Here is a 20,049-nt window from a genome sequence, read left to right as displayed (position 1 = left end):
CAGAGGCGGGACCTCGGACCCTGGGCGCGGAACTCGATGAGGAGCACTCTCGTGGCCCCAGCACCATTGGCCGCTCTCGCCGCCACCTTCACCCCGGATTCGACTGCTGTCGGGGGCAGTCTGGCGGGCACGGCTCTCCTGGGGCTCGTCCCCCTCGCCACCTTCTTCCTCCTGCTCATGTGGGCCAAGCGGTCCGCCCTGCAGTCGGCGCTCGGCGCGCTCGTCGTCGCCCTGCTGGTGGGCATCCTGGGCATGGGGATGCCGGTACAGCTCGGCCTCCTGTCCGCGAGCCAGGGGCTGGTCTTCGGACTCTTCCCCGTCATGCTGATCGTGGTCGCCGCGATCTGGTTCTACGAACTGACCGTCGTCAGCAACCGCTTCGAGGACCTGCGGCGCTCCTTCAGCGCGGTCGGTCGGGGAGACCTGCGCGTCCAGGCCATGCTGATCGCGTTCTGCTTCGGCGGTCTCCTGGAGGCGCTCGCCGGGTTCGGCGCGCCGGTCGCCATCACCGCCGCCATGCTGATGGCGCTCGGACTGCCGCCGCTGCGGGCCGCCGTGACCGTGCTGGTCGCCAACACCGCCCCCGTCGCCTTCGGCGCCATGGCGATCCCGATCACCACCGCGGGCAACCTCACCGGCATCCCGCCGGAGGAGATCGCCGCGGTCGTCGGCCGCCAGAGCCCCGTGCTCGCCGTCTTCGTCCCCCTGCTTCTGCTCTTCCTGGTGGACGGTACGCGCGGACTGCGCCAGCTGTGGCCCATCGCGCTGGTCACCGGCGGCGTCTTCGCCGTGGCCCAGTTCTGGTGCTCGGCACACTTCGCCTACGAGCTGACCGACGTGGTCGCCGCCCTGGCCGGCTTCGCCGCCGCCGTGCTGATGCTGCGCTTCTGGAAGCCGAAGACGCCCGAGGACCAGCGCTCCAAGGTCGAGGCCGAGCCGCTGACCGCGCGCCGCGTCAACCTCGCCGTCCTGCCGTACGTCCTGGTCATCGTCATCTTCGCGCTGGCCAAGCTCAACCTCGGCGGCCTGGACATGCCGAAGATCCTCGGCGTCTGGAACATCGAGCTCCAGTGGCCCGGGCTCTACGGCTCGCTGCTCGCCCCCGACGGGTCGCCCGCGGGCAGCGCCGTCTACAAGCTCGACGTGCTCGGCAACCCCGGCACGCTGCTCATCGTCTCCGGCCTCCTGGTCACGCTCGTCTACCGGTTCACCCGCGACGAGCGGTTCCCGATGACCGGGCGGATGGCGCTGGGCGCCGCCGGCCACGTGCTGAACAACATGAAGGTGTCGATCGCGACCGTCGCCACCGTGCTCTCCATCAGCTACGTGATGAACCAGTCCGGCCAGACCGTCGCCATCGGCACCTGGCTCGCCGCCGCCGGCGGGGTCTTCGCGCTGCTGTCGCCGAGCCTGGGCTGGCTGGGGACCGCCGTCACCGGGTCCGACACCTCGGCCAACGCGCTCTTCGCGACGCTTCAGCAGACCGCCGGGCAGAAGGCGGGGATCGACCCGACGCTGCTGGTCGCGGCGAACACCTCCGGTGGAGTGGTGGGGAAGCTGGTCAGTCCGCAGAACCTGACCATCGCCGCCACCGCCGTCGAGCAGCCCGGGAGCGAGCGGGTGCTGCTGCGCAAGGTCGCGGGGTACAGCCTCGCGATGCTGGTGGTGCTGTGCGGGCTGGTGTACCTGCAGTCGCTGCCGGTGCTGTCCTGGATGCTGCCCTAGCAGGGCCTGGCCCCCAGTTCGCCGGAGGTTCGTCCTCGGCGGGCTGGGGGCCTTCGCATGCGCGGGCCCGGCCGGAGGTTTCGGCCACCGGTCGGCGGTGGTGCCTCACGACCGGCCGGGCCGGTTCCGGGCTCACCCTGCGACCATGCCGGGACCGGCCGAGATCAGTCCGTCGTCTCCGGGACCAAGGTGCCGTGGAAGCCGCGGATGTGCTGTTCCACCAGGTCGGCCGCGCCGAGGCCGTCCCCTCGCTGGACGAGGGTGAGGAGGGAGGCGTGTTCGGCGTTGAGGGCGGCGGCGGTGGCGGGCCAGTCCTCGGCGGCCTCGAGGGCCTCAAGGATGAGGGGGCGTACCGACTCGCGGACCGCGGAGGTGAGGGTGGAGGTCAGCTGGTTGCCCGAGCTGCGAGCGATCTGGACATGGAAGCTGGTGTCCAGGTCGTTGAACTCGGGGACCGTGACGTCCGGTTCCTGCATGCGGCGCAGGGTCTCCTCGGCCTCGGCGAGGTCTTCCGGCGAGGCGTGGGTGGCGGCCGCCTCGAAGCTGGAGCGCTCCAGAACGACGCGGGCCTCCAGGACGTCCTGGAGGTTGTAGCTGCCGAGCGCCACGTGGAGGCGGAGGAGGCGGCCGAGCGCGTCGTCGGGGTTGCGGACTATGCGGGCGCCCGCGTCGGGGCCGCGCCCGGCGTGGGCGACGAGGACGCCGATGGTCTCCAGGACCCGCAGGGCCTCACGCAGGGCGGAGCGGCTGACGCCGAGGACAGGGGCGAGTTCACGCTCGGGGGGCAGCCGGTCACCGGCCTTGAGCTCGCCCGCGACCACCTGTTCCTCGACACTCTCCAGCACCAGTTCATGCGTACGTGACTGGCGTACGGGGCGCCATTCGGCGGCCATGGCACCTCCCTGGGGTCGCTGGGTCTGTCCGCATCGAAACTATGTCACATCTCGTTATGGTCCGACCACATGACAACGGCCCGCGCGACGGCCCGCGCGACGGGCTGCGCGCGGGCCGTCGCGCGGGGTGCGGGATCAGGGCCGGTGGGTCAGGTCCAGGGCCGCGCGGACCACGCTCTCGGTGTCGATGCCGTGGTGGCGGTAGACGTCGTCCAGGGCCCCGGACTGGCCGAAGTGGGTGACGCCGAGCGGGGTGACCGGGGTGTTGTGCACCGTGCCGAGGAAGGCCAGCGTGTGCGGGTGGCCGTCGAGGAGGGTGACGAGCGGGGCCGCCCGGTCGGCGGGGAACGCCTGGTCGAGGACCCACTGCGGGGCGTCGTCCAGGCCCCGGCGGGCCTGGGTGGCGCGGAAGAGGAGGCCGGGGCTGGTGACGCAGACGACGTCGGCGGCGACCCCGAGGGTGGCGAGGCGGTCGGCCGCGGCCAGCGCCTCGGGGACCATGGCACCCATCGCGGCGAGGGTGACGTCCGGGGTGCCCGGGGCGCGGCGCAGCCCGTAGGCGCCGGCCACCGCCTGGCGGCGGCGGCGTTCGCGGGCGGCCGGGTCGGCGGGGACGGCGGCCAGCGACTGGTCGACGGGGCGGGTGGAGAGCCTCAGGTAGGCGGAGCCGCCGTCGGGCCGGCCGAGGAGGGAGAGGGCGGCGAGCACGCACCACTCGGCGTCCTGGGCGAAGGCCGGCTCCCAGGTGGTGCAGCCGGGCTGCTCCAGACCGAGGGAGGGCGTGGTGATCGACTGGTGGGCGCCGCCCTCGGGAGCGAGGGTGACGCCGGAGGGGGTACCGACCAGGAGCGACTGGCCGCCGGCGTAGATGCCGAACTGCCAGGGCTCCAAGGCGCGGTTGACGAACGGGTCGTACATGATGCCGATGGGGAGCAGCGGCTGGCCCCAGCGGCTCCAGGTGGCGCCGAGTTCGCCGAGGAGGCCGACCAGGTTGGTCTCGGCGATGCCGAGTTCTACGTGCTGGCCGGTGGGGTTCTCGCGCCAGTGCAGGATCGTCTCGGCGTCGTCGGCGAACCAGTCGACGCGCTCGGTCGGGGACCAGACGCCGGCCTTGTTGAGCCAGCCGCCGAGGTTGGTGGAGGAGGAGACGTCGGGGCTGACGGTGACGACGCGGGCGGCGGCCTCCGGGGCGCTGCGGCTGAGGTCGAGCAGGGTGCGGCCGAACGCCTGCTGGGTGGTGCCGGTGCCGCCGGGGGTGCGGCCGAAGTCGGTGGGGACGGGCGGCGGGCTCACCCGCTCGACGGGCGGTCGGCGCAGTTCCCCGGCGCGCTCGGCGCAGAGCCGGGCGGCGGCGCCGTCGGCGGGCAGCGGGCGCCAGGGGTCGTCCAGGTCGGCGGCGGTACGGGCGGCCAGGTCGGCGAGCTGGTCGCGGGTGAGGAGCGAGGAGTGGTTCTGCGGGTGGCCCTCGCTGTGCAGCCCGCGGCCCTTGACGGTGTAGGCGAGGATCACGGTCGGCCGGGTGTCGTCGATCGCCGCGTAGGCGTCGAGGAGGGCACCGAGGTCATGGCCGCCGAGGTTGCGCACCGCGCTGTGCAGGGCGTCGTCGTCCAGCGTGGCGATGAGCCGTTCCAGGGGCTCGCGGGTGGAGCCGGTACCGGGCAGGCGCTCCCTGAGCTGGGCGGGGGTGCAGCGCAGGAGCCGCTGGTACTCCGGGTTGCCCATGGTGTCCAGGCGGGTGCGCAGGGCCTCGCCTCCGGGACGGGAGAAGAGTTCGGTGAGCTGCTCGCCGTACTTGAGGGTGAGGACCTGCCAGCCGGCCGCCTCGAACATGCCGGCGAGCCGTTCGGCGGCGAGGGCGGGGACGACGCGGTCCAGGGACTGGCGGTTGAGGTCGACGATCCAGACGACCTCGCCGAGCCCGGCGACCATCGGGTCCTGGACCGCCTCCCAGCAGGCGCCCTCGTCGAGTTCGGCGTCGCCGAGGAGGGCGTACTGCCGTCCGGTGCCGGCTCCGGGGAAGCGGCCCTCGACGTAGCGGCGGGCGAGGGCGCCCCAGATCGGGGCGGTGGCCCCGATGCCGACGGAGCCGGTGGAGTAGTCGACGGGGTCCGGGTCCTTGGTGCGGCTCGGGTAGCTCTGGAGGCCGCCGAAGGAGCGGAGGGTCGTCAGGGCCTCGGCGGGGAGTTCACCCAGGAGGTGGTTGACCGCGTGCAGGGCCGGGGAGGCGTGCGGTTTGACCGAGACCCGGTCGTCGGCGGTCAGCTCGTGGAACCAGAGCGTCGTCATGATCGACACCATCGAGGCGCAGGACGCCTGGTGGCCGCCGACCTTGAGTCCGGTGGGGTTCGGGCGGACGCGGTTGGCGTGGTCGATGGCGGCTGCGGAGAGCCACAGCACGCGCTGTTCGATCTCGCCGAGGGCGGCCAGCAGCTCCTGCCGGCCGGCGCGCGCAGACGTCGTCGTGTCCGGGACCATCACAGAACCTCCGGGGCGGGTGGCGCGGTCCGGGGTCCGGCGGCGGGCGGGCTGCGGGCGCCACATTGTCGTTGTGATCCGTCAGTAGACATTCCCCTTTCCGATTGCACAAGATACGACTCTCTGGTTGAGCAATCTGCTCAACCACAGGGTTCGGGGAGGTGAGTCGATTGAGCACCGTGAACCACGGCGGGGCGATCGACGCGACGGACGCGCGCATCCTGCTGGCGCTCAACGAGGAACCGCGGGCCACCGCGGTGGCGCTGACGGAGCGGCTGGGCCTGTCGCGCAACACGGTGCAGGCCCGCTGGAGCCGGCTGGAGCGGGAGGGCGCGCTCGGCCCGTTCGCCCGCCGGGTGGACCCGGCCGCACTGGGGTATCCGCTGACGGCGTTCGTGACGATGCGCGTCGACCAGTTGCGGCTGGCCGAGGTCGGGGAGGCGCTCGGCGGCATCCCCGAGGTGGTGGAGGTGTACGGGCTGAGCGGCGACATCGACCTGCTGGCCCGGGTGGTCGCGGCGGACGCGGACGACCTGTACCGGATCGCGGGTCTGCTGCACGCCGTGCCGGGGGTGGAGCGCAGCAGCACCTCGCTGGCCATGAACCAGCTGGTCCCGCACCGGCTGACCCCGCTCCTGGAGCAGGCCGCCGCGGGCACCGGAAGGCGGCGCGGATGAACCGCCGTACGCGTCTGGCGTGCGGCCTGGCGGCCCTGCCCCTGCTGCTGACCGGATGCGGGACCACGGGTTCCGCCGCGCAGCCGGCGCCGGAGCGGAGCACGCCGGCCCCCGCTCCGGCGCCGCCGCCGCCCGGCGCCGGCCTGGACTACCAGCTCGGCGGGGCGTACCGGCCGGACGACGACGTCGGGGTGGTGGTCCGCGACCACGGGGCGCGGCCGGCCCGGGGGCTCTACAACGTCTGCTACGTCAACGCCTTCCAGGCCCAGCCCGGCGCGCGCGGCTGGCCCGAGGCGCTGCTGCTGCGGGACGCGCGGGGGCGCGAGGTGATCGACGAGGACTGGGACGAGGTACTGCTCGACCTGTCGACCCAGGAGCTGCGGCGCGCCGCAGCCGACCGGGTGGGCCGGTGGATCGACGGCTGCGCGCAGCGGGGTTTCGACGCGGTCGAGCCGGACAACTACGACAGTTTCACGCGTTCGGACGGCCTGCTGGACGCCGACGACGCCCAGGCGTACCTGGCGCTGCTGGTCGAGCGGGCGCACTCCCGGGGCCTGGCGGTGGCGCAGAAGAACACCGCGGAGCTGGCGGGCGACCGCGAGCGGCTGGGGCTGGACTTCGCGGTGGCCGAGGAGTGCGGCCAGTACGAGGAGTGCGGGGTGTACGACGAGGCGTTCGGCGGGCACGTCCTGGTGGTGGAGTACACCGAGGACGGGCTGGAGCGGGCCTGCGAGGCGGCGGACGGGCGGCTGTCGGTGGTGCTGCGGGACCGTGACGTGCTGCCGGAGGGCGAGGAGGGGTACGTCCGGGGGGCCTGCTGAGGCGCCGGGGGCGGGGGCGGAAGCGGCGGTTCCCGCCGACGCGGTCCCAGCCCGGCCGACGGAGCGGACCGGTCGGCCCCGCCGCCGCACCGCCGCGTGCGGGCGGGCCGGCGCCTCGGGCCCGGCCTGCCGGACACCCCCGGCTCGTCGGGGAGGGCCCGGCCGTCGCCCGGCCGACCGCGCTCGGTACGGGAACACCCGGTCCGGCCCGGGCACCCTGACCGGGCGGCACGGCTGCGGGGAGAGCGTCCGCGGCCTCGGGCGGCGCCGGGTGCGACGGCGGCGACCCCGCCCGGGTGGAGCACCCGGTGGAGCTGTGCGGGGAGTCCGCCCGCGGCCCGCACACCCCGCGCGGCGGCGGCCTGACCTGCAGAACCGGGCGCGTCACCCGGCCTCGACCAGCCGCACCCCGCTGATCAGGTGCGGTGTGATGCGTACGGCGCTGTCCATGACCTGGCCGGGCAGGTGGGGCCAGGGCTGGAGCAGCCGCGCGTAGCGGGCCAGGTCGGCGGGGTCGGTGACGGGCCGGCAGTAGCCGGTGACGACGACGCTCCAGCCGAGGTGGGTGACGGGGTCGAGGGCGTCGGCCTGGTAGGCGACGACCGCGCCGTGCGGCCGGGCCTGGCCGAGCAGCGCGGAGCTGTCGTGGGTGCGGACCACGATGTCGTCGCCGTCGAGCAGGTGGTTGACCGGCCGCACGGCCGGCAGCGCCCGCTGGGTGAAGACGACCCGCCCGAGCGAGACCTCACCGAGCAGGGCGAGTGCCTCGGTGCGGGTCAGTTCGACGGTGTGCCTCTCCTGCCGGGTGGGCGGGGTGCGGTGATCGGTGCTGGTCATGGGGTGCCGTCCCTTCGTACACGGCCGGGCCGGCGCCCGCGGCGGGCCGGTCGCCCATGAGTCAAGCCCCGCACAAACGCCCCGCACCAGGGTCGAAAGGCCCTGGTGCGGGGCGGCCGGTCCCGGTTTCACTGCCTTCGCGTCCCCGCCGCCGCCTCCGGGACCACCGGACAGCACGGGTTCCGGCCCGGCGGCGGGGGACGCACCAGAGCGGGGCGGCACGTCGGGCCGCCCCGGTGGCGACGGCCTCTTCGGGCCTCGACGGGAGGACACGCGGTGATCGCGGTCGTGGGGCACACGGATCTGACCGAAGGCGCGCAGGAGGCCGTACGGGAGGCGCTTCGAACGCGGCTGGAGCGGGCGCCGGAGGGCGTGGGCGCCCTGGTGCGGGCGGGCCGGGGGCTGCCGCAGGCCTACGGCCGGGCGGCGCGGGAGGCGGGACGGCCGCTGACCGTGGTGCTGCCCGCCGACGGCGTGGTGCCGGGGCCGCTGCCGGCCGCCGACCGGGCCGCCGCCGGTGAACTGCTGCTCCTCGCCGAACAGGTGCGGCTGCTGCCCTACGATCCGGCCGACCGCGACACGGTGGTCGCCGCCGACGAGCGGCTGGTGGGGGCCGCGCGGACGCTCCTGGCCGTCTGGGACGGCTCCCCCAGCGACGGGACCGACGCCACCGCCCACCTGGTCGCCTACGCCCGCGCCCGCTCGGTCCCGGTCGAGGTGGTGTGGCCCGCCGGGGCGGCCCGTACCGGCCGCGCGCTCCGGCGGGCCCGACGGGGACGGCCGGCCGGCAGCCGCTGACCGGCGAACCGGGACGTGAGGCCCCCTCGGGCGGGACCTTCGGCCCTGCCGGGGGCACGGCGGGGCGGGGTGCACTGCCGGTGCACCCGGTCGGGGGCGTCCGCAGCGGACGTGGCCATACTGGGTGGTCCCGGGTGGCGGGGCGTGGGTTCCGCCACCGCCCTGCCGACCGAGCGAGCCCTTCGTGTCCGACATACCGTCCGCGGCCAGTGAGCCGATCCGCGTCTTCATCCTCGACGACCACGAGGTGGTCCGGCGGGGCGTCCGCGACCTGCTGGAGGCCGAGGGGGGCATCGTCGTCGTCGGCGAGGCGTCCGACGCCCGCCAGGCGCTGGCCCGCGTCCCGGCCACCCGTCCCCAGGTCGCCGTGCTGGACGTACGGCTGGGCGACGACGCGGGCGGCGACCACGCCGGCATCGAGGTCTGTCGCGAACTGCGGGCCCGTATGCCGGAGTTGGTCTGCCTGATGCTGACCTCGTTCGACGACGACGAGGCGCTGTTCGACGCGATCATGGCCGGCGCATCGGGATACGTCCTCAAGCAGATCAACGGCGCCGACCTGGTCTCCGCCGTCCGCACCGTCGCCTCGGGCACCTCGATGCTCGACCCGCGCACCACGGCCCGGGTGATGGCCCGCCTGCGGGGCGGCGGCCCGGACGAGGCCCGCGCCGCCGAGCCGGAGCAGCCCTCGGTCCTCGACCGGCTCTCCCCCCGCGAGCGGGAGATCCTCGAACTCATCGGCGAGGGCCTGACCAACCGCGAGATCGCCGAACGCCTCTACCTGGCCGAGAAGACGGTCAAGAACCGCATCTCGGCGATCCTCTCCAAGCTCGGCGTGGGCCGCCGCATCCAGGCCGCGATGATCGCGGGGCGGCTGCGCGAGCGGTCCTCGTAGAGGCTCGGAGCCGTACGAGCGGTCGCGCCCCGCGTCCCCCGAGGCGCGACCGCCCCGGCCGGGCGGTCAGGCCTTCAGCGGGACGCGCCAGCGGACCAGGGTGCCGCCCGAGGGGGACTCGGTGAGGGTGAAGGTGCCGCGGTGGCGTTCGGCGCGGTGGCGCATGTTGGCGAGGCCGCCGGTGTGGCGGGCGGGGCCGGCCGGGTCGACGCCCTTGCCGTCGTCGGTGACGGTGAGGGTCAGGGCGTCGTCGGTGGCGGTGACCGTGACGTCGATGCGGGTGGCGTCCGCGTGCCGGGCGGCGTTGGAGAGTGCCTCGGCGGCCACCGCGAGGAGCTGCTCGGCGAGGTCGTCGGGGACGGTGGTGTCGACCGGCCCGTCGATCCGCAGGGAGGGGCGGAAGCCGAGGGCGCGGGCGGCGGTCTGGGTGGTCTCGGCGAGGCGGCGGCGCAGCCCCGGGTGACCCGGTTCGTCGGCGGCGCGCAGGTCGAAGATGGTGGAGCGGATGATGCGGATGGTGGTGTCCAGGTCGTCCACGGCGCGGCTGACGCGTTCGGCCGCCGCGGGCCGGTCGGCGATGGCGCGGGTGGTCGACTGGAGGGTCATGCCGGTGGCGAAGAGCCGCTGAATGGCCAGGTCGTGCAGGTCGCGGGCGATGCGGTCGCGGTCGTGGAGAACCACCAGTTCCTCCGACTCGGCGCGCCTGCGGGCCAGTTCGAGGGCGATGGCGGCCTGGTCGGCGAAGCCGGAGACCAGTTCCACGTCGCTGTCGTCGAAGGAGGCGCGGCCCGCGATCCGCCCGAGCCGGAGCGCTCCCTGCCGTCCCGAGCCGACCTGGAGCGGGACGGCGACGACCGGTCCGATGGCCGGGGCCGGGCCGTCGGCCTCGGTGGTGGCCACCGCGTCGAAGGGGTGGGCGCGCGGGTCGGTTCGGATGTCCGAGGTGGAGACGGGGCTGCCGGTGACGGCGGCCAGGCCCGCGAGGGAGCCGCCGGTCGGCACGGTGAGGCCGAGGATGCGGGAGGCGCCGAACCCCTCGGCCACGTCCACCGTCAGGGACCCGGCGGCGGGGGAGGACCCCGGGCGCGGGGGCGCGGGGGCGGGGGCCGGCGTGCCGGCCCCTCCGTGGGCGACCGGGCAGACCCCGGCGGGGGCGGGCGGCGCGGCGACGCCTCCGTCCGGGCCGCCCGCCACGGGTGCGCCAGGAGCGGAGGCGGCACCGTGGGCGACCGGGCAGCCACCGGACGAGGGGGCGGCCGGGAGGGTGCCGTCCGGGCCCGGCACGTCCGCCGTCGGCACCTGGTCGGCACCGACCGGCGTCGTGTCCGCGCCGCCCGTCGGCAGGAGTACGGCGGCACTGTCGGCGCCGGCCACCTCCATGGCGCGCTCGGCGATGAGGTGGAGGACCTCGGTGGCACGGGTGCCCGAGAGAAGGGAGCGGGTGATGTCGCCGAGGGCCTCCAGGCGGCGTTCGCGGCGGCGGCTCTCGTCGTACATGCGGGCGTTGTCGATGGCGACGCCCGCCGCGATGGACAGGGTGGTGAGGACGGCCTCGTCGTCGGCGTCGAAGTCGCCGCCGCCCTGCTTCTCCGTCAGGTAGAGGTTGCCGAAGACCTTGTCGCGGACGCGTACGGGAGCGCCCAGGAAGGTCCGCATCGGCGGGTGGTGGGCGGGGAAGCCGTAGCTGCGCGGGTGCTGGGAGAGGTCGGTGAGGCGCAGCGGCTCCGGGTGCTGGATGAGTTCGCCGAGGATGCCGCGGCCGCACGGGTAGGTGCCGATCCGCGCGACGGTCTCCTCGTCCATGCCCACGGGCAGGAACTCGGAGAGGCTGCGCCCGTCGTCCACGATGCCGAGCGCGCCGTAGCGGGCGCCGGTCAGGGTGACGGCGGCGCGGACGATGCCGTACAGCACCTCGGGGAGTTCCAGTCCCCGGCCGAGTCCCATCACGGCGTCCAGGAGGCTGGTCATCCGGTCGGGGGTGCTGGGCTGCGGCCAGTCGGCCACCGTGCTCGGCGCTGCTTCGGTCACTGTCGTTCCACTACTCCTCGCGTCCCGTCCCGGGGTCCTCGCGCTGCCCGCGCGTGCCCCTGGCGGTGCGCCGTCCACGGCCCCCGCCCGCAGCAGAGCGTACGGCAGCACGGCCCGCGCCGGCGCGCCGGCCGGTGGGGGCCCGGGTGCGGTCCGGCCGGTGCCGGGGGTCCCGGGTGGCGGGCGCGGCCGGGGCCGGGCGGCCCGGGCGGCGGGGGCCGGGCGGCCCTCGGTGCGAGGGGCGCCGGAGCCGCAGCATGGTGCGGCCGGGAAGGCTCGGGGGTGACCACAGGCCCAGGAGTCGGCACGCATCCACCGCGCCCTTCCCGGACCAGAGACCGCGGCAGTGCCGTCCGGCCCCGCCGACGCGCGGGGCGGGCGCGCGGGCGCGGCGCACGTACAGGCACGGCTGGAGGACAGGGTCCGGTGGACACGGTAGGGACGCGGGAGCGCGGGACGGCGGCGGACGGGGCGTCAGCGCGAGGGGCGCTGCCGGGGCGGCGTGTGAGCGCCGGGCGGATCGTCGTCGACTGGCTGACGACCACCGACCACAAGAAGATCGGCACGCTCTACCTGGTGACGTCGTTCGTCTTCTTCCTGCTCGGCGGGGCGCTCGCCCTGGTGATGCGCGCGGAACTGGCGCGTCCTGGAACGCAGTTGATCTCCAACGAGCAGTTCAACCAGGCGTTCACCATGCATGGCTCGATCATGCTGCTGCTCTTCGCGATGCCGCTCTTCACCGGCTTCGCCAACTGGATCATGCCGCTCCAGATCGGCGCGCCCGACGTGGCGTTCCCCCGGCTGAACATGCTCGCCTACTGGCTCTTCCTGTTCGGCTCGCTGATCGCGGCGGCCGGTTTCCTCACCCCGCAGGGCGCGGCGAGCTTCGGCTGGTTCCTCTACGCGCCGCTCTCCGACGCGGTGCACTCGCCGAGCATCGGCTCGGACATGTGGATCATGGGCGTGGCGCTCTCCGGCTTCGGCTCGATCCTCGGCGCCGTCAACTTCATCACCACCATCATCTGCATGCGCGCCCCCGGCCTGACGATGTTCCGGATGCCGATCTTCACCTGGAACGTGCTGCTGACCGGTGTGCTGATCCTGCTCGTCTTCCCGGTGCTGGCGGCGGCACTGCTGGCGCTGGAGTGCGACCGGAAGTTCGGCTCGCACATCTTCGACTCGGCCAACGGCGGGGCGCTGCTGTGGCAGCACCTCTTCTGGTTCTTCGGCCATCCCGAGGTGTACGTACTGGCGTTGCCGTTCTTCGGGATCGTCTCGGAGGTCATCCCGGTCTTCTCCCGCAAGCCGCTCTTCGGCTACATGGGGCTGGTCGGGGCCACCATCGCCATCGCGGGCCTGTCGGTGACGGTCTGGGCGCACCACATGTACGTCACGGGCGGGGTGCTGCTGCCGTTCTTCTCCTTCATGACCTTCCTGATCGCGGTGCCGACGGGGGTGAAGTTCTTCAACTGGATCGGCACCATGTGGCGAGGCTCGCTGTCGTTCGAGACACCGATGCTGTGGACCGCGGGCTTCCTGATGACCTTCCTCTTCGGCGGCCTGACCGGCGTCATCCTGGCCTCGCCGCCGCTGGACTTCCACACCTCCGACTCGTACTTCGTGGTGGCCCACTTCCACTACACGCTCTTCGGCACCGTGGTGTACGCGATGTTCGCCGGGTTCCACTTCTGGTGGCCGAAGTTCACTGGCAAGATGCTCGACGAACGGCTCGGGAAGATCACCTTCTGGACGCTGACCGCCGGGTTCCACCTGACCTTCCTGGTCCAGCACTGGCTGGGCGCGGAGGGCATGCCGCGCCGGTACGCGGACTACCTGGCGGCCGACGGCTTCACCGCGCTCAACACGATCTCCACCATCGGCTCGTTCCTGCTCGGCCTCTCCTTCCTGCCCTTCCTCTACAACGTCTGGCGCACCGCCCACTACGGCGAGAAGGTCACCGACGACGACCCGTGGGGGTACGGGCGCTCGCTGGAGTGGGCCACCTCCTGCCCGCCGCCGCGTCACAACTTCCTCTCCCTGCCGCGCATCCGCAGCGAGTCCCCCGCCTTCGACCTGCACCACCCGGAGGTCGCCGAGCGCGAGAAGGCCGACGCGCTCTCAGCCTGACCGCTCTTCCGCTCCCCTCTTCCCAACTCCGCCCTCCCCCTGCGAGGTGACGTGCGATGTCCCACGGAGTGCTCGCCCTCGGCGGCGCCGCCCTGTGCCTGTCGGGTTCCGTCTGGTACGTACCCGCCTGGGCCGACCTGCGGGCCGGACCCGACCGGCCCGCCTCCCGGCGGCTGGCCGCGACGGCGGTCCTGCTGCTGTGGGCGGGGGCGCTGCTCGCCACCGCGCTGCTGGCCTGGGCGGGGGCCCGCCCGGCCCTGGGCTGCGCCGCCGCGGCCGGGCTCGGGGCGGGCGCCACGGCGCTCGCCTCCCGGGCGAGGGCGGGCCGGGAGCACCGGGAGGCGGCGGCCGACTGGCAGCTGCTGGGCGCCCCGGCCCCGGCGCCCGGTCCCGGCCCGGCCCGGCGCGTCCTGCTGGCCTGGCTGCTGCCGGGACTCTGCGCGGCCGTCGCGGTGGGGGCGGCGGCGCGCGGGGCGGGGGTGTGGCCGGCCGTCTCGGCGGCGGGGGCGGTGGTGCTCGCCGCCCTGGTGACGGGCGGGGTGCGGGTGGGGCTGCTGGTGCGGCGGGCGGAGCCGGGGCAGGCTCGGGACCGAGGTCCCTACCGTTGCTGAAAACGGTTGTCGCACCCTCTGGGGTATGGCACGCAGCGACGCACGCCCCGTGATCAAGCTCCGCCCCACGGCGGGGACCGGCTTCACCTACGCGACCACCAAGAGCCGCCGCAACGATCCCGGCCGGATCACCCCGCGCAAGTTCGACCCGGCCGCCGGCCGCCACGTGGATTTCTGCGAGGAGCGCTGAGCGACCCGGCCCTCCAGGCCCGTACGCCCCACCGGCGTGCGGGCCTTCGTCACGCACGGGCGCCCACACGCCCCGCGCACGGCGCATGCGCGGGGTGAATTTTGCAGGGTGTGCATTTTTGCGTAGAGTGCAGCGGGTGATGGAGTCAGGTGCCGCGCTCGGCCTCCGCGAGCGCAAGAAGAGGGCGACCCGTGCCGCTCTCGGCGAGGCGGCGGTCCGCCTCGCGGTCGAACACGGCGCCGAGAACGTCACCGTCGAGATGATCAGCGAAGCCGCCGGGGTCTCCCCGCGGACGTTCTTCAACTACTTCACCGCGCACGACGACGCTTTCGCGATGATCGACGCCGACCTGGGACCCCGGGTCACCCGCGCCGTTCTCGCCGCCCCCGTCACACTCTCCCCGCTGGAGGCGCTGCGCACCGCGCTCGCCGCCGAACTGGCGGACATCGAGAGCCAGTCGGAGGTGTGGACCCTCCTGCCGGTCGTACTGGACCGCTCCCCTCGGCTCCTGGCCCGGGTGATGGCGGCCCAGGCCGGCCAGGAACAGGAACTGGCACGCGCCATCGCGGTCCGGCAGGGCCGCGAGGTGCCCGACACCACCGACGTGTGCGGCGGGCGCGACACGGGGCTCTACGCCCAGTTGCTCGCGGGCGTGGCGGGCACGGCCGTACGGGTCTCGGTGGGGCACTGGTGCTCCCACCCCGAGAGGCCGTTCGCCGAGGTCTTCCACGAGGTCTTCGACCAGCTCGCGGCCGGCCTCACCGCCCCCCTCGCGCCAGCCGGGGGCGACCGATGAGGCCATCGCGCGCCCAGGCCCCGCCGTCCCGCCACGCCTGACTCCGGCCCCCGCCGCCGTACCCCGGCAGCACGGGGCACCAGCCCGTTCCCCTCGCACCCCGGCCGGCGACGTCGGCCGGAGCCCCAGGGCGGTCCGCCCGTCCCCGTCAGGACGCCGGCCCGCCAGCCGCCGGACGGCCCAGCCCGTCCGGCACCCGCCACTGCCCGTAGCATCCGCTGACCCGAGAAGGACACCGTGCAGAGTGCCAGCGAGACGGAGCCCGGCCACGCGCCGGGCCCGATGAACGACAAACAGATACTCCAGGCGATGTCCGGCCTGATGGCGGGCATGTTCGTCGCCATCCTCGCCGGAACGGTCGTCGCCAACGCCCTGCCGAGGATCATCGCCGACCTCGGCGCTTCGCAGTCCTCCTACACCTGGGTGGTCACCGCCGAGCTGCTCGCCATGACGGCCACGGTGCCGCTGTGGGGCAAGCTCTCCGACCTCTACAACCAGAAGATGCTGCTCCAGCTGTCGCTGAGCCTGTTCGTCGTCGGTTCGCTCGTCGCGGGCTTCTCCCACGACGTGGGGCTGCTCATCTTCAGCCGCGTCGTCCAGGGCATCGGCGCCGGCGGTCTGACCGCGCTGGCGCAGGTCGTGATGGCCGCGATCATCCCGCCGCGCCGCCTCGGCAAGTACGCGGGCATCTTCGGCGCGGTCTTCGCCGTCGGCACCGTGGCGGGCCCGCTCATCGGCGGTGTCCTGGTCGACACCTCCTGGCTCGGCTGGCGCTGGTGCTTCTTCGTCGGCGTGCCGTTCGCGCTGCTCGGCATCATCCTGCTGCAGCGCACCCTGAAGCTGCCGACGGTCCGCCGCGAGGTGACCATCGACTACCTGGGCGCCTTCCTCATCGTCGCCGGTGTCTGCGCCCTGCTGATCTGGACCTCGCTGGCGGGCAACTCCTTCGACTGGGCGTCCTGGCAGACCGCCGCGCTCACCCTGACCGGTGCCGTGCTGCTGCTGGCCGCCGTCTTCGTGGAGGCGCGTGCCAAGGACCCGGTCATCCCGCTGTCGATCTTCCGCAACCGCACCGTCACGCTCACCACGGTGGCGAGCCTGTTCGTCGGTGTGGCGATGTTCGCGGGCACCGTCTTCCTCTCTCAGTACTTCCAGATCGCGCTCGGCAAGTCGCCGACGGTGGCCGGTCTGATGAGCCTGCCGATGATCGGCGGTCTGCTGGTCTCCTCCACCGTCGCCGGGCAGCTGATCAGCCGCACCGGCCGGTGGAAGGGGTACCTGGTCGCGGGCGGCATCACCATGACCGCCGGCCTGGCGATGCTCTCCACCATCGGCGCCGACACCCACTTCGGGCTGCTCAGCCTCTACATGGCGATCCTCGGCATCGGCGTCGGCATGCTGATGCAGAACCTGGTGCTCGCCGCGCAGAACGACGTGCCCGCGCAGGACCTGGGCACCGCCACCTCGGTGCTGTCGTTCTTCCGCAGTCTCGGCGGCACCGTCGGCGTCAGCGTCCTCGGCGCGATCCTCGCCAACCGGGTCGCCGGCGAGATGGCCAAGGGCCTCGGCCAGGCGGGCATCGCCCCGGAGGGCGGCGGCGGCCACGCCGTGCCCGACATGACGCAGCTCCCCGACGCGCTGCGGCCGATCGTGGAGAACGCCTACGGCGTCGCCACGGGTGACCTCTTCCTGATCTCCACGCCGTTCGCGGTGCTCGCGCTGATCGTCGTCCTCTTCATCAAGGAGAAGCCGCTGAAGACCACCAGCGGCATGGAGCGGCGCCTGGCCGAGGCGGAGGCCGGGGACGGTTCCGGCGCCGGTGCGGAGCCGGCCGGGGACGGCTCCGGCGACGAGGGCACCGGCGGCGCCCCGCTCGCCGACAAGGAGTCGGCGGGCCGCTGACCCGGCGGGGCACGCCCCGTAGACGCACGGCACCCGGAGGCGGGGCCGCTCCGAAAAGGGGGCGGCCCCGCCTCCGGGGGTGAAGGGCGGGGCCGCCGAGGAGGGCTCGGCCGGGCCGCCCCTTTCGAGGGGGGTGTGGGGCGGCCGGGCCGGGCTGCTCGGGTCACTGTTCTGGTGCCCGCTGGGCGGCCACGTATGCGGAAGGGCCGGATTCGTGTCGCCGAATCCGGCCCTTCTCCGTGTTGCCGGGGAGGCGGGGCCGCTACGCCTGGGCGGGCTGCGGCTCGGCGGCGGCCGGGGCCTGGTGGCGTTCGTGCGGGACCACCATCGGGGTGCCGGTGCGCGGGTCGGGGGCGATGTCGCAGGCCAGCCCGAAGACCGCCTGGACCAGCTCGGCCGTCATGACCTCCCCGGGGGCGCCCTGGGCGTACACCTCGCCCTGGTCCATGACGACCAGGTGGGAGGCGAAGCGGGCGGCCTGGTTGAGGTCGTGGAGGACGGCGACGATGGTGCGGCCCTCCCGGTTCAGCTCGGCGCACAGCTCCAGCAGGTCGTACTGGTGGGCGATGTCCAGGAAGGTCGTCGGCTCGTCGAGGAGGAGCAGTTCCGTCTCCTGGGCCAGCACCATGGCGATCCAGGCGCGCTGGCGCTGGCCGCCGGAGAGCTGCCCGGCCCGCTCCTCGGCCAGCCCGGCCAGGCCGGTGCGGTCCAGGGCGAAGGCGATGGCCCGGTCGTCGTCGGGCGACCACTGGCGCAGCAGGGTGTGGTGCGGGTAGCGGCCGCGGCGGACCAGGTCGCGGACGGTGATGCCGTCGGGGGCCACCGGGCTCTGCGGCAGCAGGGCGACGTGCCGGGCCGCCTCCTTGCCCCGGTAGGCGTGCAGGTCCCGGCCGTGCAGGTGGAAGGTGCCGCTCTCCGGCTTGAGGATGCGGCCGTACCCCTTGAGCAGGGTGGACTTGCCGCAGCCGTTGGGGCCGATGATGACGGTCAGGCCGCCGTGCGGGAGGTCCAGGGTGACGTCGCGGACGATCGGGTCGCCGCCGTAGGAGAGGGTGACCCCGCGCGCGCCGAGCCCCTTCTCCGGCGGCGCCCCGGCCCCGGCGGGAGCCGGGGTGGGGGTCGCGGAGTTCTTCGCCGCTGTCTTCACAGGTTTCCCTTCCGCCATTCGCGGGTGAGCAGATAGCCGAGGTAGAGGCCGCCGATGGCCATGGTGTAGATCCCGACGGGCAGGTTGTCGAACCACGGCACCTGCTGGGCCGCGAGGTCGGCCAGGACCAGCAGCAGGGCGCCGGTGAGCGCGGAGAGGAACAGGTGCGGCCCGGTCCCCCGGGTCAGCCGCCGGGCGATCTGCGGCGCGGTCAGCGAGATGAAGGCGATCGGCCCGGCGACGCTGACCGCCCCGGCCGACAGGACGATGGAGAGCAGCACCGTCGAGGTCTTGGTGGAGCGGGGTTCGGCACCCAGTCCGGCGGCCAGCTCGTCGCCCATCTCGCCCATCTCCAGGCGCCGGGAGACCAGCGCGGTGAGCGGGGCGGCGACCAGCAGGACGAGCCCGATGGTGGCGGCGTGGTCCCAGGAGCGAGCGGCGAGGCTGCCGTTGATGAAGGCGGTCAGCGCGGTGGCGTTGTCCCGCTCGACGGCGTAGACGACGTACTGGGTGAAGGCGGTGGCCAGGGCGGCGACGCCGATGCCCGCGACGACCAGGCGGCCCGGATCGCGGAAGCCGGTGCCCGTGGAGACGTAGACCAAGGCCATGGCGAGGGCGGCGCCGAGCAGGGCGCCGAGCCAGATGGGGGCACCGGGCAGGAAGAGCGCGAAGAAGGCGGCGCCCGCTCCGGCGCCGGAGGCGAGGCCGATGACGTCGGGGCTGCCGAGCGGGTTGCGGGTGACCGACTGGAAGAGGGCGCCGGACAGGCCCAGTGCGGCTCCGGCGCCGATGCCGGTGACCAGGCGCGGGCCGCGCAGCCGGTTGAGGACGAAACGGTTCTTGCCCTCGGCCCCCCCGAGGAGCGCGCCGGGCAGTTCGTTCAGCGGCACGCCGAGGCGGCCCAGGCTCAGCGTGGCGACGGCGGCGAGGACGGTGAGGACCAGCAGGACCAGGGCGACGACCACGGAGATCCGGCGCACCGGAAGGGCGAGGGCGGAGCCGATCCGCAGGTGGCCGCCGGCGCGTGCGGGCGCGGCGGGGGCCGGGGCGGGGCGGTCCCGGAGCTGGGGGGTGGTCATGAGGTCCCCTTCATCCGGCGGACGGCGTAGAGCAGGGCGGGGGCGCCGAGGAAGGCGGTGACGATGCCGACCATGAGTTCCTGTGGGCGCAGCACCAGCCGTCCGACGACGTCGGCGATCAGGAGCAGGGCCGGGCCGAGCAGCGCGGAGAAGACCAGTTGCAGCCGGAAGTCGACGCCGACGACGGCGCGGACGACGTGCGGGACGGCGAGGCCGACGAAGGCGATCGGGCCGACGGCGGCGGTGGCGGCGGCCGCCAGGACGGTGGCGGAGAGCAGCCCCGCGGCGCGGACCGCGGCCGGGTTGGCCCCGAGCGAGGAGGCGGACTCGTCGCCGAGGGCGAGGGAGTTGAGGCCGGGGGCGAGCGGCAGGGCGACCAGCAGACCGGCGACGGCGAACGGCAGGACGGCCCAGAAGATCTCCATGTCCCGCCCGGCGAGCGCGCCGACCACCCAGTAGCGGTAGCTGTCGAAGACCTTCGGCAGGCTGAGGGTGACCGCCTGGATGTACGCGTTGAGGACGGCGGAGAGCACCGCTCCGGCGAGGACCAGCCGGACCAGGCCGCCGCTGCGGGAGCCGGCCGCACCGATGCCGTAGACCGCGACGCCCGCGAGGATCGCGCCGGGCAGCGCCCACCAGACGGTCTCGGTGCCGGAGGTGGCGCCGAGGAAGGCGGTGGCGGTGACGACGCCGGCGGAGGCTCCGGCGTTGATGCCGAGCATGCCGGGGTCGGCGAGCGGGTTGCGGCTGATGCCCTGCATGAGGGTGCCCGCGACGGCGAGGCAGACGCCGGCGAGCACGCCGAGGGCGGTGCGCGGGTAGCGGCTCTCGACGACGCTGGTGACGTACGGGTCGCCGTGGCCCGCCAGGACGTCGAGGACGTCGCCCAGCGAGGTGGTGCGGCTGCCGAACATGACGCTGGCCGCCATCGCGAGTGCGAGGACGGCGACGCCGGCGAGGAGGGCGGAAACCCGCCGAGCGGTGCCGGCACGGGAGGTGCCGGCGCCGCTCGCACGGGCGACGGTGGTCGTGGCCATGAAGGAGAGCG

Annotated in this window: 17 protein-coding genes; 10 read left to right on the top strand and 7 right to left on the bottom strand. The window is 74.2% G+C overall.

Going from position 1 to position 20,049, the window contains the following annotated elements; translation table 11 throughout:
- Positions 1-51: 51 nt before the first annotated feature.
- Positions 52-1,725, top strand: coding sequence for an L-lactate permease (locus tag ACSLIC_RS21965; RefSeq protein WP_436739420.1), 1,674 nt, complete (start codon positions 52-54; stop codon positions 1,723-1,725).
- Between the two features lie 164 nt (positions 1,726-1,889).
- On the opposite strand, the gene ACSLIC_RS21960 is transcribed toward ACSLIC_RS21965, so the two are convergent.
- Positions 1,890-2,618 (bottom strand): FadR/GntR family transcriptional regulator, encoded by a 729-nt coding sequence (locus tag ACSLIC_RS21960; RefSeq protein ID WP_436739419.1) that lies wholly within the window; start codon positions 2,616-2,618, stop codon positions 1,890-1,892.
- Positions 2,619-2,753: 135 nt separating this feature from the next.
- On the bottom strand, positions 2,754-5,093 hold the full coding sequence (locus tag ACSLIC_RS21955; protein WP_436739418.1) for a transketolase-like TK C-terminal-containing protein: 2,340 nt from the start codon (positions 5,091-5,093) through the stop codon (positions 2,754-2,756).
- Positions 5,094-5,272: 179 nt separating this feature from the next.
- On the opposite strand from ACSLIC_RS21955, the gene ACSLIC_RS21950 reads away from it, so the two are divergent.
- Positions 5,273-5,770: an Lrp/AsnC family transcriptional regulator gene (locus tag ACSLIC_RS21950; protein ID WP_436740443.1), complete on the top strand. Its 498-nt coding sequence runs from the start codon at positions 5,273-5,275 to the stop codon at positions 5,768-5,770.
- Positions 5,767-6,591: an endo alpha-1,4 polygalactosaminidase gene (locus ACSLIC_RS21945; protein WP_436739417.1), complete on the top strand. Its 825-nt coding sequence runs from the start codon at positions 5,767-5,769 to the stop codon at positions 6,589-6,591. The genes ACSLIC_RS21950 and ACSLIC_RS21945 overlap by 4 nt, the downstream gene beginning before the upstream one ends.
- A gap of 384 nt (positions 6,592-6,975) precedes the next feature.
- On the opposite strand, the gene ACSLIC_RS21940 is transcribed toward ACSLIC_RS21945, so the two are convergent.
- Positions 6,976-7,428: a pyridoxamine 5'-phosphate oxidase family protein gene (locus tag ACSLIC_RS21940; protein WP_436739416.1), complete on the bottom strand. Its 453-nt coding sequence runs from the start codon at positions 7,426-7,428 to the stop codon at positions 6,976-6,978.
- A 276-nt stretch (positions 7,429-7,704) separates the two neighbouring features.
- Between ACSLIC_RS21940 and ACSLIC_RS21935 the strand changes: the two genes are divergently transcribed.
- Positions 7,705-8,226, top strand: a complete 522-nt coding sequence (locus tag ACSLIC_RS21935; protein ID WP_436739415.1) for a hypothetical protein — start codon at positions 7,705-7,707, stop codon at positions 8,224-8,226.
- Between the two features lie 184 nt (positions 8,227-8,410).
- Entirely contained in the window at positions 8,411-9,121 is a 711-nt protein-coding gene (locus ACSLIC_RS21930; protein WP_436739414.1) for a response regulator, read from the top strand.
- Between the two features lie 66 nt (positions 9,122-9,187).
- Here the strand turns inward: ACSLIC_RS21930 and ACSLIC_RS21925 are convergent, their stop codons facing one another.
- Positions 9,188-11,089: a GAF domain-containing protein gene (locus ACSLIC_RS21925; protein WP_436740442.1), complete on the bottom strand. Its 1,902-nt coding sequence runs from the start codon at positions 11,087-11,089 to the stop codon at positions 9,188-9,190.
- Positions 11,090-11,575: 486 nt separating this feature from the next.
- On the opposite strand from ACSLIC_RS21925, the gene ctaD reads away from it, so the two are divergent.
- The 5 genes from ctaD (at position 11,576) to ACSLIC_RS21900 (ending at position 16,775) form a co-directional block, all read left to right on the top strand.
- Complete coding sequence (gene ctaD / locus ACSLIC_RS21920; protein ID WP_436739413.1) at positions 11,576-13,276, top strand: aa3-type cytochrome oxidase subunit I; 1,701 nt, start codon at positions 11,576-11,578, stop codon at positions 13,274-13,276.
- 56 nt (positions 13,277-13,332) lie between these two features.
- Positions 13,333-13,887, top strand: a complete 555-nt coding sequence (locus tag ACSLIC_RS21915) for a hypothetical protein (protein ID WP_436739412.1) — start codon at positions 13,333-13,335, stop codon at positions 13,885-13,887.
- A 25-nt stretch (positions 13,888-13,912) separates the two neighbouring features.
- On the top strand, positions 13,913-14,077 hold the full coding sequence (rpmG, locus tag ACSLIC_RS21910; RefSeq protein WP_436739411.1) for a 50S ribosomal protein L33: 165 nt from the start codon (positions 13,913-13,915) through the stop codon (positions 14,075-14,077).
- A gap of 139 nt (positions 14,078-14,216) precedes the next feature.
- Entirely contained in the window at positions 14,217-14,873 is a 657-nt protein-coding gene (locus tag ACSLIC_RS21905; protein ID WP_436740441.1) for a TetR/AcrR family transcriptional regulator, read from the top strand.
- A 282-nt stretch (positions 14,874-15,155) separates the two neighbouring features.
- Positions 15,156-16,775 (top strand): MDR family MFS transporter, encoded by a 1,620-nt coding sequence (locus tag ACSLIC_RS21900; RefSeq protein WP_436740440.1) that lies wholly within the window; start codon positions 15,156-15,158, stop codon positions 16,773-16,775.
- Between the two features lie 262 nt (positions 16,776-17,037).
- Here ACSLIC_RS21900 and ACSLIC_RS21895 read toward each other — a convergent pair whose 3' ends face one another.
- From ACSLIC_RS21895 to ACSLIC_RS21885, 3 genes are read right to left on the bottom strand one after another with little or no spacing between them, the layout of a single operon-like run.
- Positions 17,038-17,922 carry an ABC transporter ATP-binding protein gene (locus tag ACSLIC_RS21895; protein WP_436739410.1) on the bottom strand — a complete coding sequence of 295 codons (885 nt, stop codon included), beginning with the start codon at positions 17,920-17,922 and terminating at the stop codon, positions 17,038-17,040.
- Positions 17,919-19,001 carry a FecCD family ABC transporter permease gene (locus ACSLIC_RS21890; RefSeq protein WP_436739409.1) on the bottom strand — a complete coding sequence of 361 codons (1,083 nt, stop codon included), beginning with the start codon at positions 18,999-19,001 and terminating at the stop codon, positions 17,919-17,921. Before ACSLIC_RS21890 ends, ACSLIC_RS21895 begins: the two co-directional genes overlap by 4 nt.
- A complete protein-coding gene (locus ACSLIC_RS21885) occupies positions 18,998-20,038 on the bottom strand; it encodes a FecCD family ABC transporter permease (protein ID WP_436739408.1) in 1,041 nt (346 codons plus the stop codon). The genes ACSLIC_RS21890 and ACSLIC_RS21885 overlap by 4 nt, the downstream gene beginning before the upstream one ends.
- Between the last annotated feature and the right edge of the window lie 11 nt (positions 20,039-20,049).

The sequence above is a fragment of the Streptomyces sp. BBFR102 genome (genome assembly GCF_051397025.1).
In the GTDB taxonomy this organism is placed as follows: domain Bacteria; phylum Actinomycetota; class Actinomycetes; order Streptomycetales; family Streptomycetaceae; genus Streptomyces.
This window is presented reverse-complemented; position numbering and strand designations above follow the sequence as displayed.

Coding starts and splice junctions, on each gene's coding strand:
- ACSLIC_RS21885 (WP_436739408.1), bottom strand. CDS start 20,038: ATGGCCACGACCACCGTCGCCCGTGCGAGCGGCGCCGGCACCTCCCGT.
- ACSLIC_RS21955 (WP_436739418.1), bottom strand. CDS start 5,093: ATGGTCCCGGACACGACGACGTCTGCGCGCGCCGGCCGGCAGGAGCTG.
- ACSLIC_RS21925 (WP_436740442.1), bottom strand. CDS start 11,089: ATGACCAGCCTCCTGGACGCCGTGATGGGACTCGGCCGGGGACTGGAA.
- ACSLIC_RS21890 (WP_436739409.1), bottom strand. CDS start 19,001: ATGACCACCCCCCAGCTCCGGGACCGCCCCGCCCCGGCCCCCGCCGCG.
- ACSLIC_RS21900 (WP_436740440.1), top strand. CDS start 15,156: ATGAACGACAAACAGATACTCCAGGCGATGTCCGGCCTGATGGCGGGC.
- ACSLIC_RS21960 (WP_436739419.1), bottom strand. CDS start 2,618: ATGGCCGCCGAATGGCGCCCCGTACGCCAGTCACGTACGCATGAACTG.
- ACSLIC_RS21945 (WP_436739417.1), top strand. CDS start 5,767: ATGAACCGCCGTACGCGTCTGGCGTGCGGCCTGGCGGCCCTGCCCCTG.
- rpmG (WP_436739411.1), top strand. CDS start 13,913: ATGGCACGCAGCGACGCACGCCCCGTGATCAAGCTCCGCCCCACGGCG.
- ACSLIC_RS21940 (WP_436739416.1), bottom strand. CDS start 7,428: ATGACCAGCACCGATCACCGCACCCCGCCCACCCGGCAGGAGAGGCAC.
- ACSLIC_RS21915 (WP_436739412.1), top strand. CDS start 13,333: ATGTCCCACGGAGTGCTCGCCCTCGGCGGCGCCGCCCTGTGCCTGTCG.
- ACSLIC_RS21905 (WP_436740441.1), top strand. CDS start 14,217: ATGGAGTCAGGTGCCGCGCTCGGCCTCCGCGAGCGCAAGAAGAGGGCG.